The 21754-nt window shown below is 37.3% G+C and carries 28 protein-coding genes; 8 read left to right on the top strand and 20 right to left on the bottom strand.

Annotated elements, in window-relative coordinates:
* Positions 1 to 55 precede the first annotated feature (55 nt).
* From L6W14_RS08845 to L6W14_RS08835, 3 genes are all read right to left on the bottom strand, one after another.
* Entirely contained in the window at positions 56 to 1216 is a 1161-nt protein-coding gene (locus tag L6W14_RS08845; protein ID WP_237900440.1) for an MFS transporter, read from the bottom strand.
* 179 nt (positions 1217 to 1395) lie between these two features.
* The gene (locus L6W14_RS08840) at positions 1396 to 1548 is read right to left on the bottom strand and encodes a hypothetical protein (RefSeq protein ID WP_167444836.1); all 153 of its coding nucleotides are present in this window, start codon (positions 1546 to 1548) and stop codon (positions 1396 to 1398) included.
* 125 nt (positions 1549 to 1673) lie between these two features.
* Complete coding sequence (locus L6W14_RS08835; RefSeq protein WP_237900438.1) at positions 1674 to 2327, bottom strand: hypothetical protein; 654 nt, start codon at positions 2325 to 2327, stop codon at positions 1674 to 1676.
* 226 nt (positions 2328 to 2553) lie between these two features.
* Between L6W14_RS08835 and L6W14_RS08830 the strand changes: the two genes are divergently transcribed.
* Positions 2554 to 2787: a DUF3923 family protein gene (locus L6W14_RS08830; RefSeq protein WP_237900436.1), complete on the top strand. Its 234-nt coding sequence runs from the start codon at positions 2554 to 2556 to the stop codon at positions 2785 to 2787.
* Between the two features lie 37 nt (positions 2788 to 2824).
* On the opposite strand, the gene L6W14_RS08825 is transcribed toward L6W14_RS08830, so the two are convergent.
* The gene (locus L6W14_RS08825) at positions 2825 to 3769 is read right to left on the bottom strand and encodes a PD-(D/E)XK nuclease family protein (protein WP_237900434.1); all 945 of its coding nucleotides are present in this window, start codon (positions 3767 to 3769) and stop codon (positions 2825 to 2827) included.
* A 3-nt stretch (positions 3770 to 3772) separates the two neighbouring features.
* Positions 3773 to 4513, bottom strand: a complete 741-nt coding sequence (locus L6W14_RS08820) for a sulfite exporter TauE/SafE family protein (RefSeq protein ID WP_004228897.1) — start codon at positions 4511 to 4513, stop codon at positions 3773 to 3775.
* 93 nt (positions 4514 to 4606) lie between these two features.
* On the opposite strand from L6W14_RS08820, the gene L6W14_RS08815 reads away from it, so the two are divergent.
* Positions 4607 to 5104, top strand: a complete 498-nt coding sequence (locus L6W14_RS08815; protein ID WP_237900433.1) for a DUF1648 domain-containing protein — start codon at positions 4607 to 4609, stop codon at positions 5102 to 5104.
* 51 nt (positions 5105 to 5155) lie between these two features.
* On the opposite strand, the gene L6W14_RS08810 is transcribed toward L6W14_RS08815, so the two are convergent.
* From L6W14_RS08810 to L6W14_RS08785, 6 genes are all read right to left on the bottom strand, one after another.
* The gene (locus L6W14_RS08810; protein ID WP_237900431.1) at positions 5156 to 5788 is read right to left on the bottom strand and encodes a type 1 glutamine amidotransferase family protein; all 633 of its coding nucleotides are present in this window, start codon (positions 5786 to 5788) and stop codon (positions 5156 to 5158) included.
* Between the two features lie 48 nt (positions 5789 to 5836).
* The gene (locus tag L6W14_RS08805) at positions 5837 to 6823 is read right to left on the bottom strand and encodes a helix-turn-helix transcriptional regulator (RefSeq protein ID WP_237900429.1); all 987 of its coding nucleotides are present in this window, start codon (positions 6821 to 6823) and stop codon (positions 5837 to 5839) included.
* A gap of 81 nt (positions 6824 to 6904) precedes the next feature.
* On the bottom strand, positions 6905 to 7537 hold the full coding sequence (locus L6W14_RS08800) for a hypothetical protein (RefSeq protein ID WP_131519892.1): 633 nt from the start codon (positions 7535 to 7537) through the stop codon (positions 6905 to 6907).
* 8 nt (positions 7538 to 7545) lie between these two features.
* Entirely contained in the window at positions 7546 to 7713 is a 168-nt protein-coding gene (locus L6W14_RS08795; protein ID WP_016993359.1) for a hypothetical protein, read from the bottom strand.
* Positions 7706 to 7891 (bottom strand): helix-hairpin-helix domain-containing protein, encoded by a 186-nt coding sequence (locus L6W14_RS08790; protein ID WP_237900427.1) that lies wholly within the window; start codon positions 7889 to 7891, stop codon positions 7706 to 7708. Before L6W14_RS08790 ends, L6W14_RS08795 begins: the two co-directional genes overlap by 8 nt.
* Before the next feature lie 72 nt (positions 7892 to 7963).
* On the bottom strand, positions 7964 to 8566 hold the full coding sequence (locus tag L6W14_RS08785) for a CPBP family intramembrane glutamic endopeptidase (RefSeq protein ID WP_237900425.1): 603 nt from the start codon (positions 8564 to 8566) through the stop codon (positions 7964 to 7966).
* A 232-nt stretch (positions 8567 to 8798) separates the two neighbouring features.
* Here L6W14_RS08785 and L6W14_RS08780 point away from each other — a divergent pair, with 232 nt between their 5' ends.
* Positions 8799 to 9491: a class I SAM-dependent methyltransferase gene (locus tag L6W14_RS08780; RefSeq protein WP_237900423.1), complete on the top strand. Its 693-nt coding sequence runs from the start codon at positions 8799 to 8801 to the stop codon at positions 9489 to 9491.
* A 104-nt stretch (positions 9492 to 9595) separates the two neighbouring features.
* Here L6W14_RS08780 and L6W14_RS08775 read toward each other — a convergent pair whose 3' ends face one another.
* Positions 9596 to 10036, bottom strand: a complete 441-nt coding sequence (locus L6W14_RS08775; protein WP_237900422.1) for a GNAT family N-acetyltransferase — start codon at positions 10034 to 10036, stop codon at positions 9596 to 9598.
* Between the two features lie 110 nt (positions 10037 to 10146).
* Between L6W14_RS08775 and L6W14_RS08770 the strand changes: the two genes are divergently transcribed.
* Positions 10147 to 11529: a MocR-like pyridoxine biosynthesis transcription factor PdxR gene (locus L6W14_RS08770; RefSeq protein WP_237900420.1), complete on the top strand. Its 1383-nt coding sequence runs from the start codon at positions 10147 to 10149 to the stop codon at positions 11527 to 11529.
* Between the two features lie 30 nt (positions 11530 to 11559).
* Here the strand turns inward: L6W14_RS08770 and eis are convergent, their stop codons facing one another.
* The 5 genes from eis to L6W14_RS08745 all read right to left on the bottom strand — a co-directional run bounded on the left by eis (position 11560) and on the right by L6W14_RS08745 (position 15327).
* Positions 11560 to 12783: a GNAT family N-acetyltransferase gene (eis, locus tag L6W14_RS08765; protein ID WP_131519888.1), complete on the bottom strand. Its 1224-nt coding sequence runs from the start codon at positions 12781 to 12783 to the stop codon at positions 11560 to 11562.
* Complete coding sequence (locus tag L6W14_RS08760; protein WP_048390527.1) at positions 12780 to 13511, bottom strand: AAA family ATPase; 732 nt, start codon at positions 13509 to 13511, stop codon at positions 12780 to 12782. The genes eis and L6W14_RS08760 overlap by 4 nt, the downstream gene beginning before the upstream one ends.
* A 450-nt stretch (positions 13512 to 13961) precedes the next feature.
* On the bottom strand, positions 13962 to 14519 hold the full coding sequence (locus L6W14_RS08755; RefSeq protein ID WP_237900417.1) for a hypothetical protein: 558 nt from the start codon (positions 14517 to 14519) through the stop codon (positions 13962 to 13964).
* A gap of 200 nt (positions 14520 to 14719) precedes the next feature.
* The gene (locus tag L6W14_RS08750; RefSeq protein WP_131519886.1) at positions 14720 to 15118 is read right to left on the bottom strand and encodes a hypothetical protein; all 399 of its coding nucleotides are present in this window, start codon (positions 15116 to 15118) and stop codon (positions 14720 to 14722) included.
* Entirely contained in the window at positions 15115 to 15327 is a 213-nt protein-coding gene (locus tag L6W14_RS08745; protein ID WP_039884758.1) for a helix-turn-helix transcriptional regulator, read from the bottom strand. The genes L6W14_RS08750 and L6W14_RS08745 overlap by 4 nt, the downstream gene beginning before the upstream one ends.
* A gap of 310 nt (positions 15328 to 15637) precedes the next feature.
* Between L6W14_RS08745 and L6W14_RS08740 the strand changes: the two genes are divergently transcribed.
* A complete protein-coding gene (locus tag L6W14_RS08740) occupies positions 15638 to 15853 on the top strand; it encodes a hypothetical protein (RefSeq protein ID WP_054550939.1) in 216 nt (71 codons plus the stop codon).
* Positions 15854 to 16131: 278 nt separating this feature from the next.
* Positions 16132 to 17523: a class II fumarate hydratase gene (gene fumC / locus L6W14_RS08735; RefSeq protein WP_131519885.1), complete on the top strand. Its 1392-nt coding sequence runs from the start codon at positions 16132 to 16134 to the stop codon at positions 17521 to 17523.
* A gap of 244 nt (positions 17524 to 17767) precedes the next feature.
* Here the strand turns inward: fumC and L6W14_RS08730 are convergent, their stop codons facing one another.
* The 3 genes from L6W14_RS08730 to L6W14_RS08720 all read right to left on the bottom strand — a co-directional run bounded on the left by L6W14_RS08730 (position 17768) and on the right by L6W14_RS08720 (position 19945).
* Entirely contained in the window at positions 17768 to 18751 is a 984-nt protein-coding gene (locus L6W14_RS08730; RefSeq protein ID WP_237900416.1) for a hypothetical protein, read from the bottom strand.
* Positions 18752 to 18956: 205 nt separating this feature from the next.
* Entirely contained in the window at positions 18957 to 19211 is a 255-nt protein-coding gene (locus tag L6W14_RS08725) for a hypothetical protein (protein WP_237900414.1), read from the bottom strand.
* Positions 19212 to 19387: 176 nt separating this feature from the next.
* Positions 19388 to 19945, bottom strand: coding sequence for a GNAT family N-acetyltransferase (locus L6W14_RS08720; RefSeq protein WP_237900412.1), 558 nt, complete (start codon positions 19943 to 19945; stop codon positions 19388 to 19390).
* Between the two features lie 163 nt (positions 19946 to 20108).
* Here L6W14_RS08720 and L6W14_RS08715 point away from each other — a divergent pair, with 163 nt between their 5' ends.
* Positions 20109 to 20663, top strand: coding sequence for a sigma-70 family RNA polymerase sigma factor (locus L6W14_RS08715; protein ID WP_237900410.1), 555 nt, complete (start codon positions 20109 to 20111; stop codon positions 20661 to 20663).
* Positions 20656 to 21729: a hypothetical protein gene (locus L6W14_RS08710; RefSeq protein WP_237900408.1), complete on the top strand. Its 1074-nt coding sequence runs from the start codon at positions 20656 to 20658 to the stop codon at positions 21727 to 21729. Before L6W14_RS08715 ends, L6W14_RS08710 begins: the two co-directional genes overlap by 8 nt.
* The last annotated feature ends 25 nt before the right edge of the window (positions 21730 to 21754 follow it).

Genomic DNA, 21754 nt, shown 5'->3' with positions numbered 1-21754 from the left:
TATATAAGTCAAAGAAAAAAGGACCAGACACTTGAGACTGGTCCTTCTTCCTATATTAATGGTTTGTTTTCTTATTAAGAATGTAATCCCGATAGACTAACAGAGCGACAAGAAGAAAGCTAAGGCTAACAAGTCGGAAAATCATTTCTATACTTATCCATTCAGCTAAAATTCCTAAGATAAATGCGCTCATACCTACTCCAACATCAAAACTGGAAAGAAAAGTGGCATTGGCTGCACCACTTTTGGCTTCGCTTACTTTTTGAACAGCCCAGGTTTGTAGGCACGGCATAACGGTGCCATAGCCTGCACCAAATAAAATCGCGGCGATAATCAATGTGAAATTATTTGTAGTATAGGATAACACGATTAAAGATAGAAAACCGAAAATCGCTGACACAATAATGATCGACCATGGTCCATGCTTATCAAACCATTTCCCTGTAAAAGGACGTATTAAAGTGGAAACAATTGCGTTGATAAGAAAGAATAGAAAAATATGCTTTAATCCCTTTTGTTCACCAAAAAGAACTAAGAATGTAATAATAGCGCCAAAACCCAGCGTCGTCACAACAGTCAATACTGCCTGAAACCTTACTTCTTTTTCAAATATCGCTTCCATAAATCGAAATGGCTGCTTGTCATTTTGAATAGGTGCCGTGGAATGCACAAATGAAAGCATTATGATCGCAAAAAGGCTTAGGAAGGCTGACGACCAAATCAGCGTGTGAAAAGAAAAGGTACTGTAAATAAGAATCCCGAGACTTGGTGCAACAATTGCTCCCACGGTTGTGGATACCGAGAAATAGCCCATTCCCTCTCCTAATCGAGCTTTAGGGATACTATCTACAGCCATTGTACTATTGGCTGTCGTGGTTACACCCCACGCTGTTCCATGGAAAAGTCGGAGTAATAGGAAAATCCAAATCGTATTAAGCAATGGATACAGCATTGTAATTATGAGTAAGGCTATACTTGCCACAATCGCTAGTTTTTTCCGCTTATGATCCATTAAATAGTACCCTACAAAAGGTCTTATCGTGATGGCACCTAGTGTAAATACCGTCGTCACCAAGCCTATTTGCATCGGATTGGCGTTTATGCTTAATAAATAGGCTGGTAAAATAGGCAATAACATTTCAAATCCTATAAAAATAAAAAAATTACTTATGAATAGAAAAAGAAATGATGAAGTAAAAATTGGTTGTTTTTTCATAGTAAATTCCTCGCTTCTAATTATTTTTCTAAATTAGAAGCGCTTGGAACACTGCAACATTCCTTAATTGTCTTAGTTTTTTTAGCAATTCACTCACCCTCTCTCCGTTTTATCACAACAAAAAAGACGCCATAAAACCGGCGTCTACCAATTACTTTGTATGGTTAAAAAGTCATTTTTCACACATGACTGACAAAAGCAAAAAGCTTCCGGTTACTACTTTCACTATGCTGTTTTCTTAAAAAACCACAGACTGGTCCCTTTGAGCCTAAATCATCTAATTGTAAAAATGTCTTTACCTCAATCGCCGTTCTTCTGAAAATCGTTTCCATGACTTTTTGCCTCCTCTCTCAAGATCAATTCATAACTTACTATAATTTAATACAAGTTTACCACAAAAGCAAATACAATGTTGAACTATGTATAAGACGCAAAATATTTTCCAAGCATCGACTATTTATAAAGTTCTTTCCTTGTCACCGTCTATTAATTGAACATGCACCTTAGAGGAGCTACCTCCCTCTATATGATTAGGAACATTTGTTAAATCGAGTAATTCCTTTAGATGAATAGCTTTTTCACGATTGGCCTCGATGGACACATGATATGGCCCTGCTATATTCATCAGTGAATTCATCCGCTTATCGCCTTTAAAAAAATTCGTATCGATAAATTGTAAATCAAAGGACACAGCTTCATTGCTTCGATTATGTAAGACAATGGTACATTCCCCATTCATGAAGTCTTTTCTCACCATATCAAAACGACATTCTCCATCCCCTTTGTATGAAATGGCCATAATGCCACTAGCAAAGGTTTCTTGATACGCCATGATAAGCAAATGAGGTAAAAATGAATAAAGTAATACTACAATAACAAATGTTCGAAAATGATATTTGTTGATACTCCTAAGTAGTAAAATCATAGCAATTATAAATAAAATCGAGCCAAAGATGCCAAGTAACACGTATCCATCTTGTGTTTCGATCGGAATTGACATGAATGTAGTATGTGCCATCATCGCTTCATTGTAAGGATACGGAAAAAACAGGCACATACAAATACCCAACATAACGATTGACCCTATGAACCTCTTTTTATTGTTCATCATATGCTGCCTCCTTTCTAAGGTAATCCATAATATGAACATACCAAATTTACCATATATACCCTAAACAAGAAATGAAGCCTGTGAAAAACTTCTATTTTTAAAATAGTCAATCCGTCTGTAGGCTGAGATGTAGCACCGACTATCGGACATTTCCAAATTTAAGGTAAATCGTTATAATTAAGAAACGCGAGGGAATTACAAGAAGAAAGAGGTGTTCATATTAGGTATGAAAATATTCTGGTGGGCTGTAAATATTGTATGGTTATTGATCTTTTCTGGCATCGCCGTAATTATTGGGGCAAGAAATGTTGATGGTGCAGGGATTGTGCAAACACCTGAGGTGAAAATGGTGTCATTCATTATTTTGGGCATCATGTTTCTAATCGTTTTACTTGTGCAATTAATTTTTCTTTACTTTATTAAAAAAAGCACAAAAGCTCACTTTACGAAAATCACTTAAAAAGAAGCGAGAGGCTATATTAGCACTCGCTTCTTTTTCACCTTGATGCACATAGCTCCCTAAAATTACAGCCACGACAATGCCATTTTTCTAGTGTTTGTTCAAAGTCCTCGAGGTCTATAGGCTCGTTGGAAAAAATATCAGCCTGATACTTTTTCATTTCTAAAACACTGCGCTGAAACGTATACAAAATGTTCTCCATATCGATGTCTGTAAAACTATATTTCTTGCGCTTGCCTGTTAATAAATATTCATTATAGACCTCGATTTGCGCTAGAGACACACGGTATTTTTGCTGAACATAGTACGCGTAGAGGGCTAATTGCTGACGGTCATCATCAGATTCTCCACCGGTCTTCCAGTCAACAATAATCCATTTATCCCTCAGTTCATCATAATAATGAAAGTCCATAACAACAAATACCTGGACATCGTCTATTTTCATGGAGCGGAATTGCTCTGGTTCTCCGATACGGAGATAGCCTTTTTGTGTGGTGATTTGCTGGAATGTTTCACTCATCAATAAATGATTAAAGACAAGTCGTAAACGTTCTTTATAGTCTTGCACCAGCTCAGGAGAAAGGGTGCCATGGTAATAGATTTCCTGCATCATATAATACTTATTTGGTTTTTGCCTCCAAAATTCAAGACGACGAGTGGAGTCAATAAAGGCTGCATTCAGCTGTCCGCGCCCCAATTGAATTAGCTCCTCTACAGTTGGAGCTTTTCCTGCTTGTAAATAATCATTAATGGCCTGCTCAATGTATCGATGGACAATTTGCCCAAATAAAATAGGCATCGATTGCAGCTTTTTTAAGCGATACACCTGTTGATGATATGGCTCAACATTGTAACTGAGCCACCCGTTATGTGAAAAGTAATATTCATAGCCGTATTTGCGAGCACAGCTTGTCAATGTTTTATGACGTGATAGCGACCACGAAAAGGTTGGATAGGGTGAAATTTCAAACAGGACAATCACCTCCTAAAGCTGATGGATGAAATCATAAACAAGCTGTATGATCAGCACAATCGTTACAATACGCAGTAAAAGCTTTACCTGATGTGCCTTCACTTTTCTGGCTAGCACAAGCCCAATTTGTGCACCGATCGTCGAGCCAATCATTAAAATAAGCGTTAACGGCCATTCAATTTTCCCTGTAGCAATATAGGTAATCGCTGCACCTGAGCACATGGCAAATACCCCTACCCGTGATAGCCCCACGGCTTTAATATAGGAAATCTTCTCATGTGCATATGTATAAAGCGCCAATGTACTACTGCCCGGACCAAACATACCGTCATAAAAGCCAACTCCAAGAAGGATAGGACCGTTTTTTCGATTCATCGTAAAACGTTCCTTATCGCCAAAATCAGCTCCACCCATAAAGGACATGACAAGCGCAAAGCCAAGTAAAATAATAGCAATGAACGTTAATGATTGACTACTCATGAATGAAGCGAAAAGTCCCCCCAATGTACCCCCGATTAAAGAGACAAGTAACACCGAACGCATTTCGTTCCATGCTAATTCCTTACGTTGATAAATTGTATAAAAGCTTGAAAAAGCACTCACCATATTGGACACTTTATTTGCGCCAATAGCCGAATGGACGGGTACACCCATTAGCATCATCGTTGGCAAGGTAATTAAGCCACCACCCCCAACTAACGTCCCAATGACATTCCCAATGATGCCAATAAGTAAAAACAACAAGTATTCCATAATATCCTTCTTTCTCTCACACAAAAAGCAATCATTCTATGATACAGTATAACAGATTGTTATTATCAATGATGATGGAAATGAGGAGCAAGGATGCATATACAACAAAAAACACCTACACCACGCTTTTGTCACCAGTTAACGGTTATTGTGGCGACTATTTTTCTAGCTGGCATTACGGCGACACTTATTCAATACGGCAAGCTCCCTGCCATGATTCCTGTCTTGCAAAGCTTCACGAGTGAACATGCCCAATTCGGTCCGAAAATTGCTATTTTTTATTTACCCTTTGTCGCTCTTATGCTCTTTCTACTTTTACACTATTTAGAGATAAAGGCAGCTTATCCTGTGATGCGTAAAAATAAAGCACCGTTCTCCCATAAACAGCGACAGAATGGCATCCTTACGTTTTGTCTCATCAAAAATAGTATTCTATTGTATTTTACCTACTCCCTATTCAATGACCTGACGGTAGCTCTAGGTCGTGAACGTATTTTACAACAATGGCATGCTTACCTATTTTTACTGCTGTTATTTGGTATCTTTATGATAGGGATTGTGCGAGGCATTTTGTTGGCTAAAAAAAGTTAATGTAAAAAAAGAGAGCATGTTCTAACAATGAACATGCTCTTCTTAGACTAATTATGATTCAATGGATGTCATTAATTCATAAAAATATTTTTTCTCCTGCGTCTCATAAAGCTTATACCAAGCATGTAATGTTTCAGGTGTAAAAACATTGAGCAGCCTCAAAACATGGTAGGCAAAATCCAATGGTGCAATGCCAGATGCCGTTACTAAATTCCCTTCAGTTACGGCTGGCTTCTGTTTAAAATGTTCATCCCCCATATAATGTGGACAAAGCATCTTCAAGTATTCGAGATCGTTGCTCGTATGTTGTCTTGTATCAAGCAAACCAACCTTTGCAAGACCAAACGTTGCACCGCAAATTGCAGCTACGAAAACATCTTCATTCAACGCTTTTGAGACTTTATTCAATACAGGGTCATGAATAGATTCTAGCCATGTATTGCCTCCTGGGAGAATCAAGACATCCATGCTATTCAAGTGACATTCAGCAACGGTCATTGTTGGAAGTATGGTGATGCCACCCATCGTCGTAACTGGACTTCTATCAATCCCTACTGTCATCACCTCTAAAGACTCTAACCCCTTTTTAAAATATCTACCTGTATTTAATTCGGCCATTAAATACCCTATCTCCCAATCTGCCATCGTATCAAATACATAAAGATACACTTTTCTTGTCTGCATAATAAACAACACTCCTTTTATTGAAACTATGCTTAGTATAAAAAAACTTTACTGACATTCTCCGTCAGTAAAGTTTTCATTTTCATAAAAATGGATGAGCTCATATAAAACGTCAATTATCTTTTGCTTTAGACTTATGGGTTCTACTACTTGGATTGATTTTCCATAGGAAAAAAGTAAATAGGGTACATAGGTATGTAATGCTTCCTCATCTACTAAAAATATAGCGTTCTTATTGGTGCGTTCTTGGAGGTGATACTTTAAAAACCAATGCTGACTGATCGCATCCACAGCACTTGACTTTCCACAAATGATGAAGGGCACAAGGTTCTGTTTATCTTCGGCTTGAGGAAAAAGGCTTTTCATAAAAAAATCACTTGCAGAGAAAGATTGTGGCCGTTGGAAGGGAATGCCTGTTTGATGCAGACTACTAATTCGGCCTACTTTAAAAGTACGGATTTCATTTCTTACATGACAAAATGCAACGACATACCAGTTTTGTTTCCAATAAACCAAACCATATGGATTAACCACCCTAGACTTAGATTGCTCTTCATTATTAGTATGGTATTCCATTTCTATAGATGTTCCCTTTACTATACTCTCTTCTAATTTTTTTAACAGTGGCTCCAAGGAGGATTCATCAGGACCGATTATCTCGAAACCTTGTAAATGCTGTTGAATCATTTTTTCTTGCTCTTGATTTGAATACATGGTAAGCTTTGCTGTTGCACTGTTTAATGCCTCATCTAAAAAATAGCCAGCTTCTTTTGCAAAAATAGAAGCATGAAGTAATGCCGCTTTCTCATCAACATCAAAAATAAGAGGACTTTTAATAAAATTATTCAACAGGGTATATCCTCCATGATGACCTGTTTCAGCTATAATCGGCACACCACTGGCAGAAAGTGAGTTAATATAGCGGTAAACGGATCTAATATTAATCTCTAATTTTTCAGCGATTTCTTTCGCGGTAATTTTCCTACCTGAATTCAACATCCATAAAATCTGCATCATATGATCCATTTTAGACAAACATTTTCACCTCATTGAATTAATTTATGATTTCTGACACAAAATCAGGCTACCTGATACTGTTATCAAGTAGCCCTTCCATTATGCCTTTACCAATTCATCTTCCATTTGCTTAAAATTATGTATTAAACCGTATTTCTGTATGCCACGTGCTTGCTGGATGCTGGCATCCGCGAATTGGCGGAAATTAGCCTGATCCTTTATTGTACAGGCATAGACCGCTTCAATTGCAGGTTGCATCCACGGCTGTGTTAGTTTATCACTTCTCATATCGGCCGCTCGACCTTCCAGCGCAGCAATATAGCATAGTGCATAGCTAGTTAAAGGCTCCTTATCAATTTGTCTTGCGGCTACTTTAGCAGCACCAAGATTCTCCTCCATAATGGCCTTAATAAAGAGGTAATTGTACTTAATGGCTGGCTGCTTATAATGATGGATGATGACATCGATTGCCTGAATCTGTTCCTCTTTTGTCCCGTAAGCTGATGCATAGAGAGCAGCAAATATAGGCTCTTTTCGGTGATTTTTAACCCATTTATCCACCTGCTCCATATTGTTTGTGCGATATAAAATATGTATATGGCGATAAATCATTCCTACCGCAATTAATGCAAATATCCCAAGAGAGATGGATAGACGAACACCCGCTAAGGACAGCGTCAATGCCAATAAAATAATAGCTAAATAAAAGAATGTTAATTTAACAATTTTCATATTACCTCCTACTGTAATTTCCTACGCATTTTACGAGAAAAGATATAGCCTGCCCCTATAAAAAAGATAAGAGCCATCACTTTCATAATAGGAATAATAAACAGCTTGCTAATAACGACTACAACAAGGATATAATAGACAACCATCGCCAGTAAAAACAATGTCAGCTTATTCACGAGGTTCCCTACTTTCCTTTAGTGCCGCCTCAATCGCTGCTAAAGCTTTTGGACCCAGTCCATGAAGATGAGCTAATGTAGAAAGCTCAACTCTTTCTAGCTGCTTCAATTCTGTATAGCCCGCTGCATGTAATGCGCGAATTGCTGGTTTTGCTACTCCCTTAGGCCACTCTGTCATGCTTGCACGTCCCTTCACGAAAAAATCTTCTCTGCCCTATTATGCAAGTGACAGCAAAGAAATGCAAATAAGTCAAAATTTAAACATATACAAGCACGCCGCTATGAAATTTACAATACTATGGATACTCCAGCTAGTGACAATGGAACCTCCAGCAATTCGTTCGTTCACCCAGCCCATCACATAGCCAGCAAGCGCTGTAGTAAGCACAACTAATAAGATTACATGAAGCGGAAGCACCGACCATAGCATGGCCCCATGAACACAGCCAAAAACAATACTTTGCAAGAGATTTGCTCCTTGAAAATCAAAAATCTTCATCAATCTCTTTAATAAAAAGCCGCGAAATAATAGCTCCTCTGATAAACCTGTTTGAATAATAGCGTAGAAAAGTGCTGGAATGACGGCAGCAGCTCCAAGTCCCGCGAATTGATTCGCCGCTAGCAAGGAGCGATCAATATAGAAAAAGACTAGCGCAAAGCTCGGTATTAACATCGTGAAAGTAGAAAGTACAATGTACATAGCATACCTTCCCTTGTGCACAATAATAGGCTTTTGCAATCCTATCCACGTTAAAAAGGGCTGTTTTTTTCTCGCTGTACAAAGCCACCAAATAAACGGAATCACTGAAAATAACATCACTTGCAAAATGGCACTGATTAAACTATTCATCATCTTATTTCCCCTCCTGTTTACTACAAGCATAGAAGAAAGTGCCATTTTTTTCAATAGTTATTTAACGATAAACATTAAATTATTTATCTTTATTGTTAATTATTAAATGTTTTACAATAAAAAAACGATGTCAAAGGGCTTCTCCTTTGTCTTTTCAGTTATTTTCATTTATACTCTATTACAGATATTAAAGGTCTGTAATAGAGACGATAAAACACTGGAGGCTATCACAATGCGTACATTATCTACACATTTATTAGAAAAGGCACGAACATATGAGCACAGCACAAGAATTTCAGTGCCTGCCTATGACACATTATTTGCCGTGACACAAGCCTATTTCCGCATGCATTTAGGAGAACAAGAAGCATCCCTGCTTGTTGTAGGAGCTGGTGGGGGCAACGAGCTTTCTGCATGGGGACCAACAAACCCTAAATGGATGTTCACTGGGGTTGATCCATCTGAGGAAATGCTCCAAATTGCACAGCATAAAGCCGTGCAACTGGATATTGAAAGTCGCGTTCAGCTACTACAAGGAACAATTGAGCGCTTACCCCAATCAACACCGAAATTCGATGCGGCAAGCTGTATCCTCGTTCTTCATTTTATTGAAGATCGACAGGAGAAACTCCATCTACTGCAAAATATTCACAAGCAATTAAAACCTGGAAAGCCCTTTGTCCTCGCTTGTGCCTACGGAGAACGAGAAAGTGACGAGCTACAAGATCGCATCAAAATATGGCAAAGCTACTTTTTAGAGGCCGGCTATACAAAAGAAAAGGTAGATAGCATGGGCAAGGGCATCATGAATATTTCCTTCCTCTCCGATCAAGAAATCCAACAGCTATTAAGTGAAGCGGGCTTTCAAAACATTACCCGCTTTTTCTCCTCAGGTCTCTTCGCAGGATGGATGAGCCACGCATAACCACAAAGCCCCCACCATAGTCACAATCAATGGTAGGGGCTGAAACTTAGATTTATAGTGGTATTGAGCGGGGTTTCCACCAACATCCATCACATCGAAAAAAATCACCAATAAATACTGTAATAATAAACAGTTTCATCAATCGTCATGCCCATTTTTTCATAGAGCTTCTGTGCTTGGACATTATCTCTAGCGGTTTCAAGCATCATGTAACGAGCATCTTCCTGCTGACAATAGGCATAGCATTGCTCCATCAACGCCTGTGCTACACCTTGTTTTCTGGCTTGTTTCGCCACAAATAAATCATTTAAGAGAAACGCTTTTTTCATAGCGACGGATGAAAAGACTGGAAACAATTGTGCAAATCCAACTGGCTCCTCCTCCAAATATGCCAGGAAAATAATAGACTCTGCTCCCATTACTCGCTCCTGTATAAACTGCTCAGCTTGCTGTAAATCAGATGATTGTCCATAAAATTCACGATAGGCATTAAATAATGAGACTACGTCTCCCATCGTTTTCTGTGTCACCATACAAATTTTCATATTTTAATCTCCATTTCCTTTTGATTGTCCTTCTAGTATGATGGTAGTAAATAATCTGACATTTCAAAAGAAACAGTTCCAAATATTTTAACATGTCAAGGTGGTGCCTGATGGACGATTTTATCTTTCTATTAACAGAAAAAGAGGCAAAATATAAGCAAGTGTACCAGCAAATTAAAGCACTTATTATGCGAGGTACACTTCAAACAGATGATTCCCTGCCCTCTATACGAAAACTTGCAGAAACTTTACAGGTCAGTCGTAATACTACATTAACCGCTTATGAACAGCTTGTAGCAGAAGGATACATACGTGGGGAGGGACGAAAAGGCTATTTCGTCAATGCACTAGAGCAGGTTTTTTTAAAGGAGCAGGCACAGCCCCCTATGTCACAGCCAAAAAAGAAGGCTGCCTCCTATCGTGTAGATTTTCGCGCAGGAGCTGTCGATCAGCAACATTTTCCCATGAAAACATGGCGCCAAATTGCCAATCAAGTATTACAGGAATCAACCTGTTACGAATATGGAGAACTGTTTGGAGAATCAGTGCTAAAGGAGCAGCTTGTGCCGTATTTATTGCAAGCAAGAGGGGTTTATACAACGAGTGACAATATCGTTATTGGTAGTAGCACACAGCAAATGCTCTTGTATCTTGGCTTTTTACTAAAAGAATCTTTCCCAAGCATTCTTTTGGAAGACCCTGGCTATGATGGTGCACGGGAAGCCTTCCAGTTACATCACTTCGAAATAGAGCCACTCCCTGTAATGGAAACAGGAGCTCAACTTGACATACTCCAAAACTGTCAATCACGCTTAATGTATGTCACCCCGTCACATCATTTCCCATACGGTGTGTCCATGTCTATTCAGCAGCGACAGACCTTAATACAATGGGCTCAACAAGTCGATGGTTATATTCTAGAGGATGATTATGATGGAGAGTTTCGCTATACGCAACAGCCATTTCCTGCCCTTGCTTCCATCGACTCATCAAGGGTAATCTATCTCGGCACCTTCTCCAAATCGTTTTTACCAGGTGTGCGTTTAAGCTATATGGTGCTACCAAATGCACTTGTTCAGCCCTATAAAGAGCGTTTTGCTCAATTTGAACAAAATGCTTCGTCCCTCCATCAACGCACAATGGCCCAATTTATGGCGCAGGGAGAATGGTCACGCCATATTAAACGAATGCGTTTGACCTATAAACAAAAAATGCAGCACCTTGTACAGGAGCTACAACGACATTTCGGTCAGCAAATAACCGTGTTAGGCGAGCAATCAGGACTCTATGTATTAGTGAAGATAAAGTCTCCGCTTTCCGAGCAGCAGCTGATCCAACAGGCGGCGACTTACGGTGTGAAGGTTTATCCGACAAGCCCCTTTTTTATCCATCAAAAAAATGAGGAACCAATGCTGCAATTAGGCTTTAGTAAATTAGCGTTGGAAGAAATCAAGCTGGGCATCGAGCTGTTAAAAGAGGCGTGGCAGCCATAACCTTCAACGTTATGGCTCTTACCATACCACTTAAAAATAATCAATAAATGTTGGGATACCTACTGGTAAAACCGCCTCGAGCAATGCAATTTCCTCTGCACATCCCTGTAATCGTTCAATTCTTTCTAAATAGGTTGGACGTTTGTAGCCTAATAGCATAGTTGCCAGTGTTTGCACTGTTAAATGCACAGCATTCGCGTTCAACGTCTCACTTACCTTCTGAACAGAAAGGTTTCCATCTTTCATTTTGATGATGTAGCTACCATTATTCCACGCCACAGTGCGATCACTGACAGCTAGCTGAAGCTCGAAATTCTGACCGATAAATGGATAGCGCAGTAAAAATTCTTTGACATCAACGATTCTTGCCATGAAATAAGGCGATACCTTTTGAATGATCTCACTGTCCTCCAATAGAAAGGCAACCGCTTCATTTCCAGTTGTCTTCCCGTAGACATTGTAGACCATCGAGCTGTGAGCCGAGACGAAATTCCATAAACCTTTTCGAGCCTCTTCCTGCAAATAGACGATTTCATCGATGTAATAATTTTCCTCCATAATGCGATAGAACATGTAGCCCTGTGCCACATCTTCTTCATCATAGTAGACCGCCGCCTGAAGGTTCACATCACTATCTATAAATTTCTCCTCCCAGAAATCCTCCTGAAATTTCTCGTTCCAGGCAATACTATTGCGCACCATTACCCCATGCGTTTTCTGCGCATAGCGTGCGTAGATAGCCACCACATCCTCATGCTTGGGATCAACACGGCGAATTTTCCCATTAAGCCCAGCATAATGAGGAAGCTGTGTATCCTTCACTTGAAATTCCACAATATCACTCATAATTTCCCATCCCTTTTTGCGGTAATAAGGAATAGAATATGGAAATAAATAGGATATATACTGTCCTTCATTTCGCATACTTTGCAGACTTTCAATGATCAAGCTCTCCATTAAGCCATGCCCTGAATATTCAGGGTATGTCCCAACTGCTGTGATGCCACCCATTTCATAAATCTTGCCATGCACATTCACCTCAAAAGGCAAACTTAAAATTTGCGATACAAGCTGTGAACCATCAAACCACCCGATAGCATGCCCTTCATTAAATTGCCTACTCTTCGCATTCACAAAGCGACGATCCTTGTGAATGGACATTGACATTTGAAAGACATAATTCAGTAAATCAATGGACTGTGCCATTTCATCCAATCGAATTTCTCGCATGATTAAGCCTTTTCGTTGATTCATGATTCCCTCTCCTCATCAAATAACTCTCTTAATATCGACTGTGGTGCATCCAAAAAACGTTTGGTCACGATGTAGTGAATGGTATCCTCATAGCGAATGGATTCAATTTCTCCTTGATCAAAACTATAAATCGTTGCATTCGGATAGCCAAGCAAAATGGGTGAGTGTGTAGCAATAATAAATTGTGCCTCATGCTCAAGGTCCTTGATTATTTTCAGCAAGCTCAGCTGCCTCGTTGGAGACAATGCCGCCTCAGGCTCATCCAATAAATAAATGGCTTTACCCTTAAAGCGATTCATAAATAACGCAAGAAAGGATTCTCCATGAGATTGATGATGTAGTGATTTCCCACCAAAAGCAGCATATTTGTTTGGATGGCGCTCTAACAAATCAATATGACTGGCAAATTGATAAAATGTTTCTGATCGAAGAAAAAACCCATTCGATATTTTCGGCAGCCACGACAAACGGATATATTCCCCCAATGAAGATTCCGCCTTATGTACTTCATATAAATTTTGACGACCGCCACCAGCCGTATTGAAATCGCAGCGATCAGCAATCGCCTCCAGTAATGTTGATTTCCCCGAACCATTTTCCCCAACAAAGAACGTCACATTCGTTGGGAACTCCAGCTCATGCAAATCCTGCAAGCTTGGAATATTAAAAGGATACTCCTGTTTATTTGGAATTGTATCCTGTAACACCTTACATGATTTTAAATACATTTCATTTCCTCCTCACTCTTATTATAGCGAACATCCCCCTAGCTGAAACGTATTCCACCCACCTGTTTGATTGAAATGTTACCTTTTTATGTATCCACCCGAGCCTGCCAAACATAAATAGCCTAAAACAGCTGACGAAGTCCCTACCATTTTCACAAATCGCTATGAGATATTTCCCGAGAAATAAATAAAAAACATGTCGAAAGTTGCAATTACTATATGTAGTATCATGTCATATTTTTGATTTTTTTATAAAATAAGTGGACATTGACCTCCTCTCTAACTGATTAAGTGAATGATTTCCCTGCAACAGGCAGTAGTGTTTTCCATTGCAATTTTATTTCGCAGTGGCTTGCTAAATGATTGTCTCTAATAAGCACGTAGCCTCTCATCCGATGATCACCTTGGAGCCCTTTCTGAGCGATTCCATCCACTTTTGGATTACTTTCATTACCTAAATTGATCCGATTCGAAAAAAGCTTCAATACCTATTTCTTTTAATAAGAATTTCCGATGACTTCTTTTATCTACCAAATGTTGTTTAGGTATTAAAATTTCTTCTCTTAATCGCTGAAACAAATTCGGGTTATGCTCTGGAAACCATTCCTCATATCTGATCCCTTGATTTAATTCTATTTTTATTAAAAATAAAACAATATCTTCATACATATAGGGGAATTCTTTCTCTATCTGCTCATGATGTGCTAACAGTGCATAAAGATAATCTTTAAAACGATAAAATCGCTTCTGGTCTAATGGATTGGAGTTCCATTTTTTATTTTCCTCCCACTCTTGTATGGGCTGAAATATCTGAAGAGAACCCGTTTCCCAAGTACCCAGCATACAAGTAAATGCAGCTATAGCGTATTTTCTCGTTTCATCATCTGGATCTCCAAAATATTTATAGTATTCCTCCCGATACTTACTAAAATTTCCGCTAGTATGATAACCTCCAATAGCAAAACCCTCCAGCCCTCGTTTCGCTTGTTCGATGATATTATTCGTCATTCTTCTTTCTCGCCCCTTTTTCTAAATTTTTTTGTCATGGTAGTCTAATAACAATAAACTGTCATAAAATTCCATAGTTATTTTAACATAAATATCCAACAAAAAAATCAACTCACCTCTTAATCTATCTATCGAGGTAAGTTGATCTAAAATTAAATTTCATCAAAATAAATCAGCCTTCTTTACAAAGATCAATTTATTTAACTATATTTTTTAGAAACCACAAACTCAGTAATTGGCATAGTAATCCAAGCAAGTCCTATGACAATAACAAGTGGAATATTCTTAATATCATTTAAAGCGGTTACTCTTTCTGAGATCACTAAAACAATAACCATAAATAACAGTAAAAGATAGTAACTAATTTTTGAACTAATAAGTGTGATATGTTTTTCTAACTCATCTTTTTTTCCTTCATTTACTCCGTTCATTTCTCCCCAAGTAATGGACTGAAATAAAAGACCTATTCCTAAGAATACAAAGAAAATTGTCGCTGCATCAATCATTTCTTTCGTTATCCATTCATATACACCATAACTACCAATAGAAACAATAATAACTAAAGAACCGATTAAACTTACCTTTTTTGTAATCGTCACTTTTTCTCATTCCTTCCATATGTAAAAATAAATAATTCTTCTATAGGAGCACTTAAAATATAGGACAAAGTAAAAGCCAATTCCAAACTTGGATCATATTTATTATTTTCAATGGCATTAATGGTCTGCCTTGTCACATTGCATAACTCCGCTAATTTACCTTGTGAGAGGCTATTTTTTTCACGATATACTCTTATTTTATTTTCCATTTCTAACACCACTCCGCTCCTGGCTTGTAAAAGATCTTTTACACCATAATATTAATGTAAGACAAATAAGGTGTCAAACATGTTTTACACCCAATTATTTTATTAGTTCTTATCACATAGTTTTATCTATTTTCTATGTAGTGAACCAAAATACTTTATTTTTAAAAAACTGTACAGACCCCTTTCAATTTTTAATTATCTTAAGCATCTATTCGTAGTTCTTCATTCTTTGATCACCATCTCCAAAGTTCTAACTATTATCCCACGCTCATAAATTGAGTAACAATCAAAAGTCAGAAGGAGAATCGCGATGTTTGTGACGCATTACTACGAAAACAAGACGTCCGTTTTAAGTCAATTGCTTGTCAAGCTACCTACTGTGGAAGAAGATATTCGCATTAAAGGGCGCAAGGCAAAGGTGTTGGAGGTACTTCAAGTTGATGACAACAATTTTCATGTGAAGATATTATTCGAAAAAATCCCTAAAAAGCAGCCTCTTAAAGACCTTGGAAAGAAAAAGAGATAATCAACTTAAACATGGTTTATTCCCTTAATTTTCGGGAATAAAATAGGTAATAATTGCGAATCATTCACTTTAAATTTCTTCAAGCAAAACCGTTGACTTTTTAATTGATAACAATTATCATTATCAATAGATTATTTCTTTCTCCAAATTGCTTCATTCAGAATCCCCCTCTTTTTTGAATAAGCATGTATCAAACGGATATTCTTACATCAGACTAAGAGTATCCGTTTTTATCTGTACATGAGGAGAACTTTACATACTAAAGGAGCTGTTTTGACATGGATTATCGTATTGAAAAAGACACTATGGGTGAAATTAAAGTACCTGCTAATAAAATTTGGGGCGCGCAAACACAGCGCAGTAAAGAAAATTTCCAAATTGGTACAGAACAAATGCCAATTGAGCTTGTGCAAGCTATGACAATCCTAAAGAAAAGTGCGGCGATTGCGAATAATAAACTAGGCAAACTTTCTGATATTAAAGCAAATGCCATCGTGCAGGCTGCAGATGAAATTTTAAATGGTCAATGGGACGATCAATTTCCTCTTGTGGTTTGGCAAACTGGTAGTGGTACACAATCCAATATGAATGTGAATGAAGTCATTGCTCACCGTGCGAATCAACTATTAGAGGATGCTGGTAAAGCTGACCGTATTCATCCAAATGATGATGTCAATAAATCACAAAGCTCAAATGATACATTCCCAACAGCATTGCATATTGCGGCTGTTTTAAAAGTGGAAGATTATTTATTACCAAGACTACGTTTACTAAAAGCAACCTTGGAAGATAAAGCAGCTCAATTTAAGGACATTATTAAAATTGGTCGTACGCATTTACAGGACGCGACACCTCTCACATTAGGTCAAGAAATTAGCGGTTGGGCAGCCATGCTCTCAAAATCAGAGCATATGATTATCCAAAATATTGACTATATGAAGGAGCTTGCAATTGGTGGTACAGCAGTCGGTACAGGAATCAATGCTCACCCTGAATTTGGTGATCGTGTGGCTGAGGAAATTAGTGAGCTAACAGGCAAACAATTTACATCAGCTGCAAATAAATTCCATGCCCTAACGAGTCATGATGAAGCAGTTGTAGCACACGGTGCATTAAAGGCTTTAGCAGCTGATTTAATGAAAATTGCCAATGACGTTCGCTGGCTAGCAAGTGGCCCTCGTTCAGGTATTGGGGAAATTACGATCCCAGAAAACGAACCAGGCTCTTCCATTATGCCAGGTAAAGTAAACCCTACCCAAAGTGAAGCAATGACAATGGTTGTCACGCAAGTAGTTGGAAATGACGCAACGATTGCCTTCGCCGCTTCTCAAGGTAACTTTGAATTAAACGTCTTTAAACCAGTCATCATTTACAACTTCTTGCAATCAACTCGCCTATTAGCAGATACAATGAAATCATTTAACGACCATTGTGCAGTAGGCATTGAGCCAAACAAAGAGGTACTCGATCATAATTTACAAAATTCATTAATGCTTGTAACAGCATTAAACCCATATATTGGCTATGAAAACGCAGCAAAAATCGCAAAACAGGCCCACAAAGAAGGCACGACCTTAAAGGCAGCAGCCATCGCAAGTGGCTTACTTACAGAAGAACAGTTCGATGAATATGTAGACCCAGCAACAATGATTTATCCGAACGTAAAATAATGAAAGCGACCATAAAAAGATTGAGGCTAATGGGCTTCAATCTTTTTTTGTTTATGAGAAATATCTTTAGCATGGATGGAAGCAAAATTAAAAGACATGAATCTCGATAGAATATCGAATCCATGCCAAACAGCTTCCAAATGAAAATAATTGTATCTATCCTATGCAGTCACTTCATCGGAGAGTGGTTTATTCTGCCTCCTATGTAATCCATTACAGATGCTTATAACTAGTTAAAATTCTCTCAGCTTATCTCATTCAGCTTTAAATTAAACGACAATTCATCGTCAATCAAATTATATGTATTACTTTTTTCTTGTTTAGATAATTTAGAGATATAATGATAGTAGTTTGGTAATATTTCAAAATCATAATTTAAATAATCTCGTATTAATTGGTCATCTTGAAATTTTGAAACATCCCCGTCTAACAAATCATGTTTTATTAACTCTTTAGTATTGTTAGTAAAATCAGATACTACGTATGATAGAATATTGTTCTCATATTGCAATTTTTCAGAAGCACTTGAATAGTTTAATAAAGATATCAATGTTGCATTATTAAAATGTTGTTGATCAATTAAAGATGTAACCTCCATTAAGTAAATAGATTCAAGGTGGTCATGATAAGGATTTTCAATATCTACATTTTTATACATTGATTGTTTTTCAAAGGGTCTAATTCTCCCCGTTTTTAATAGTAAAAAATGGTGATGATTGCTTAGATAGATGTTTTTGGACGTATCTAATCTAAGTAAATTATCTCCGTTTGGAAGTAATGGATTTAATCGTTTTATCTCTCCTGTTGAAGTGTTTACTAAAAAAATACATTGATAAAAGGGATGTCCATAGTTAATTTCTCTTTTCGTAATAAAATACAAGAAATATTGAGGATTAAGATAAATTAACTTGGAATAATAGCTTTCATACTTAATTTCTTCAGAAGAAAAATAATTATTTAAATTTAATGTGATAGCATGTATTTGATTAAATGTTTCAAGATTAATTCTATGAAAGTTTATGTTATTTTTTTCTTTTAGACTAAAACAAAATTCATTATTCAAAATATCCAAAGCAAATTCGTCATAGCGGGTGTCTAATCGTTGTATATTTTTAATCGTGCCGTTTTTTAAATTAATCTCACAATGCGCAATACTAGCATGTTCTAATAAAATAGCCTCAAACTCTTCTTTAATTTCATTTATAGGAATTAGTTGTTTATTATTCAAAAATATTCCCCCTTCAATATAGCTAATAAATATTTCACTTTGAGCTTTTACTCCTTTCTGGCCTCTGTATAAAGAAGTTTTTCGAGTTCGTCCACCTTGCTCCCGTCTAATTGGTGTGTGAGCCCATACAGCTGAAGGTCTTCCCCTTGAACCCTAAAATATAGCATTTCCTTCGTGAGACGATCTGCCCTTAGATAGTATTCGTCTACGTCTGTTGTTTTGTTAATATCTTGGGCATGATAGGCAATCCATGCTTCCAACGTTGGTTCAATCTCATAGTTATTGAAGCCTTCAGGGGTTGATACATCATTCCAGTTTTTCGAGGGTTTACTGCTGCTACTTGTTTGATTGTTGTTTCTTCTGTTTTTGCCTGTTCTCCTTTCGTTTTTTCTTCCTCGGTACAACCTATTAACAATCCACTTATCAATAGTCCTGTCAATACAACATTTACGAGCTTCATCTCTCTCACTCCTCTTTAGAAGGTTAGCCATTTATTATAATAATACCTTACACTAGTTAATTTATATAATATTTTCCATTTAATAATTACGTTTAACATGGCTGATTCTCTATGTATCTCGCAGTAATAGCAAAAAAAAAGCCACCTCTCATGATGAGTGCGACTTTCCTAACCTTCTAAAATTCACTTTTCAATAGGGAAAAGATAGCGAGATCCACATACTTCCCCTTTTCAAATTCATGTTGTCTCAAAAGGCCCTCTTGAGAAAAGTTCAATTTTTCCAATAGTTTGATAGATGCTGTGTTTTCTGGCTCTATTTTTGCTTCGATTTTATTGATTCCCATGGATGTAAAGGCAAAGTGGATGATCGAACTTAAAGCCTCTTGCATCACACCCTTCCCCCAATACTCAGGGTTTAAATCATAGCCAATTTCTATACGATTATGCTCTTTTTCATAATTCAAATAGCCACATGTGCCAATCACCTTGTTGGTCTGAATTTCCTCGATTACCCATCTTAAGCCTTTTTGTTCTTTAAAAATTTTCTTATACCAATTGATTTCATCAATAGCATCTTCAACGGAAGCAAACAATGGTAATGGCAGGTACTTCACTACATTTTCATTAGAATAAAGTCTCAAAATATCTTGGCCATCATCCATTATCCCTTTTCGTAAAATAAAACGTTCTGTTTCCAATTGAGGAAAAACCGTAAATTCGAATTGTGTATGCATACTACTCCCCTTTTTCACCATTTATTAGCATTTTACTATTGAATAATAACACAAAAATCTCTCATACTCTCTTTTACTGCTATTACAAATCACTCGTTATTATAGTAAATTGATTACAACCAAATGGCACCAACTCCGTCTAATAATTGAAAGGGTGTGGAAGATGCTTGAACATGTGAGAACATCAATAGAAGTTAGCAGTGAATGTAGTAAGGAGGAGAGGCTTGAATGGTTGATGAAGGCATATGGAGATGACATAGCACGTCTTGCCTTTACGTATATGAAGCACAAGCAGCTTTCGGAAGATATTGCGCAAGAAGTGTTTATAAAGTGCTATGAGCATTTAGATAATTTCAGGAATGAATCTTCCTATAAAACATGGTTATATCGAATTACTGTCAATCTATGTAAAGATAAATTAAAAAGCTGGTCTTATAGAAATATTGTTCTGACAGAATTTTTCTCAAAAATTAAGAGTACTAGTCAATCCCCTGAGTTGGAATTAGTCAGACAGGAGGATAAACAATTACTTTCTGAAAAAATCCTTGCTCTACCAATAAGATACCGAGAACTCATTATTTTCTATTATTATGAAGAGCTGTCCTATAACCAAATAGCTGATTTGTTAGATTTGCGTTTACAAACCATTAAGTCTCGACTTCATAGGGCTCGACTTATGCTCAAAAAATCAATGGAAGGGTGCAAGATAAATGAATGATATGTTTAAAAATATAGGCAAGGCATTGGATGACACGGCATTTAAGGACATTCATTTTAATGAGAAACATAAAGAAAAAGTAAGGCAAAGGCTTCGAAAAGGTCACAAGAAACAGCCCCAATTTCAATCCATTTTCAATCAATTGTTACCTATAGCTGTCATTGGTTTTTTTCTTATAGGGGCTAGCTATTTTATAGTCACGGAGCTGACAGTACAACCAGTTGATAAGGGAGACCGTTCACAAGAACCTATAATGGAAACTACTCTTTATCATCCCCCCATCCAAGAAGAATTTTACGGGGATATGACGAAAGAGGATGTCGTGAGTAAATTATTAAATTCGATTGATTATTTTCACTCAGCAGCTGGAAAATTTGAAGAACATAAAATTTCTCAAGACGGTTCCACTAGAACATTGGGTGTTACTTATAAAGTAAGTACCAAAAAAGAAGTTGGAGGCTATGAAAAAATAATCGCTCTAGATGATAACACGACGGGCATCAAGAACGATACACAGGAGTACTTTTATAACAACAGAAAGAGCTGGTTAAAATATACAACACTTTATGGACAAAAAGTTTATACAGTTAGTGAAACGAAACAGAAATCAAAACGAGACGTAGTTACTCCTGAGCAAGCTTTTAGTATTGACTTGAAATATCCGCCTATTTCATATAATAAATTGAGGGAAAGACCTTCATTTGGAAGTTCAAGTATGTCGTTATTCGCTTATGAGAAAGCTGCTAGTTATTTAAGAAATATGGAGCATTGGGAGATTGAAAAACAAAATGAAGCGTTGTTAGGTCATAATACAATCGTATTAGCTGGGAAAATGGATGAAACGGTGACAAATAGTGAAAATTTAAAAGGCACGACAGAAGCGTTTCGTTTTTGGGTGGATAAAGATACTGGCATTCTCGTTAAAAGTGAAACATATGACCAAAATGGTGAGCTGACAAGCTATGTTCATCCAGAAAAGCTTGAAGTGAATGTATCAATTGACCCACAAGAATTTATTCCAGACTTAGAGGGCTATCAGCTTCCTAGCAAACAGAAAAAAGATTGAGGCTTATTGCTTCAATCTTTTACTT

This window comes from Lysinibacillus sp. ACHW1.5, assembly GCF_022014815.1.
GTDB lineage: Bacteria > Bacillota > Bacilli > Bacillales_A > Planococcaceae > Lysinibacillus > Lysinibacillus capsici.
The sequence above is the reverse complement of the archived record's forward strand: the minus strand, read 5'-3'. Positions and strand labels throughout refer to the sequence as shown.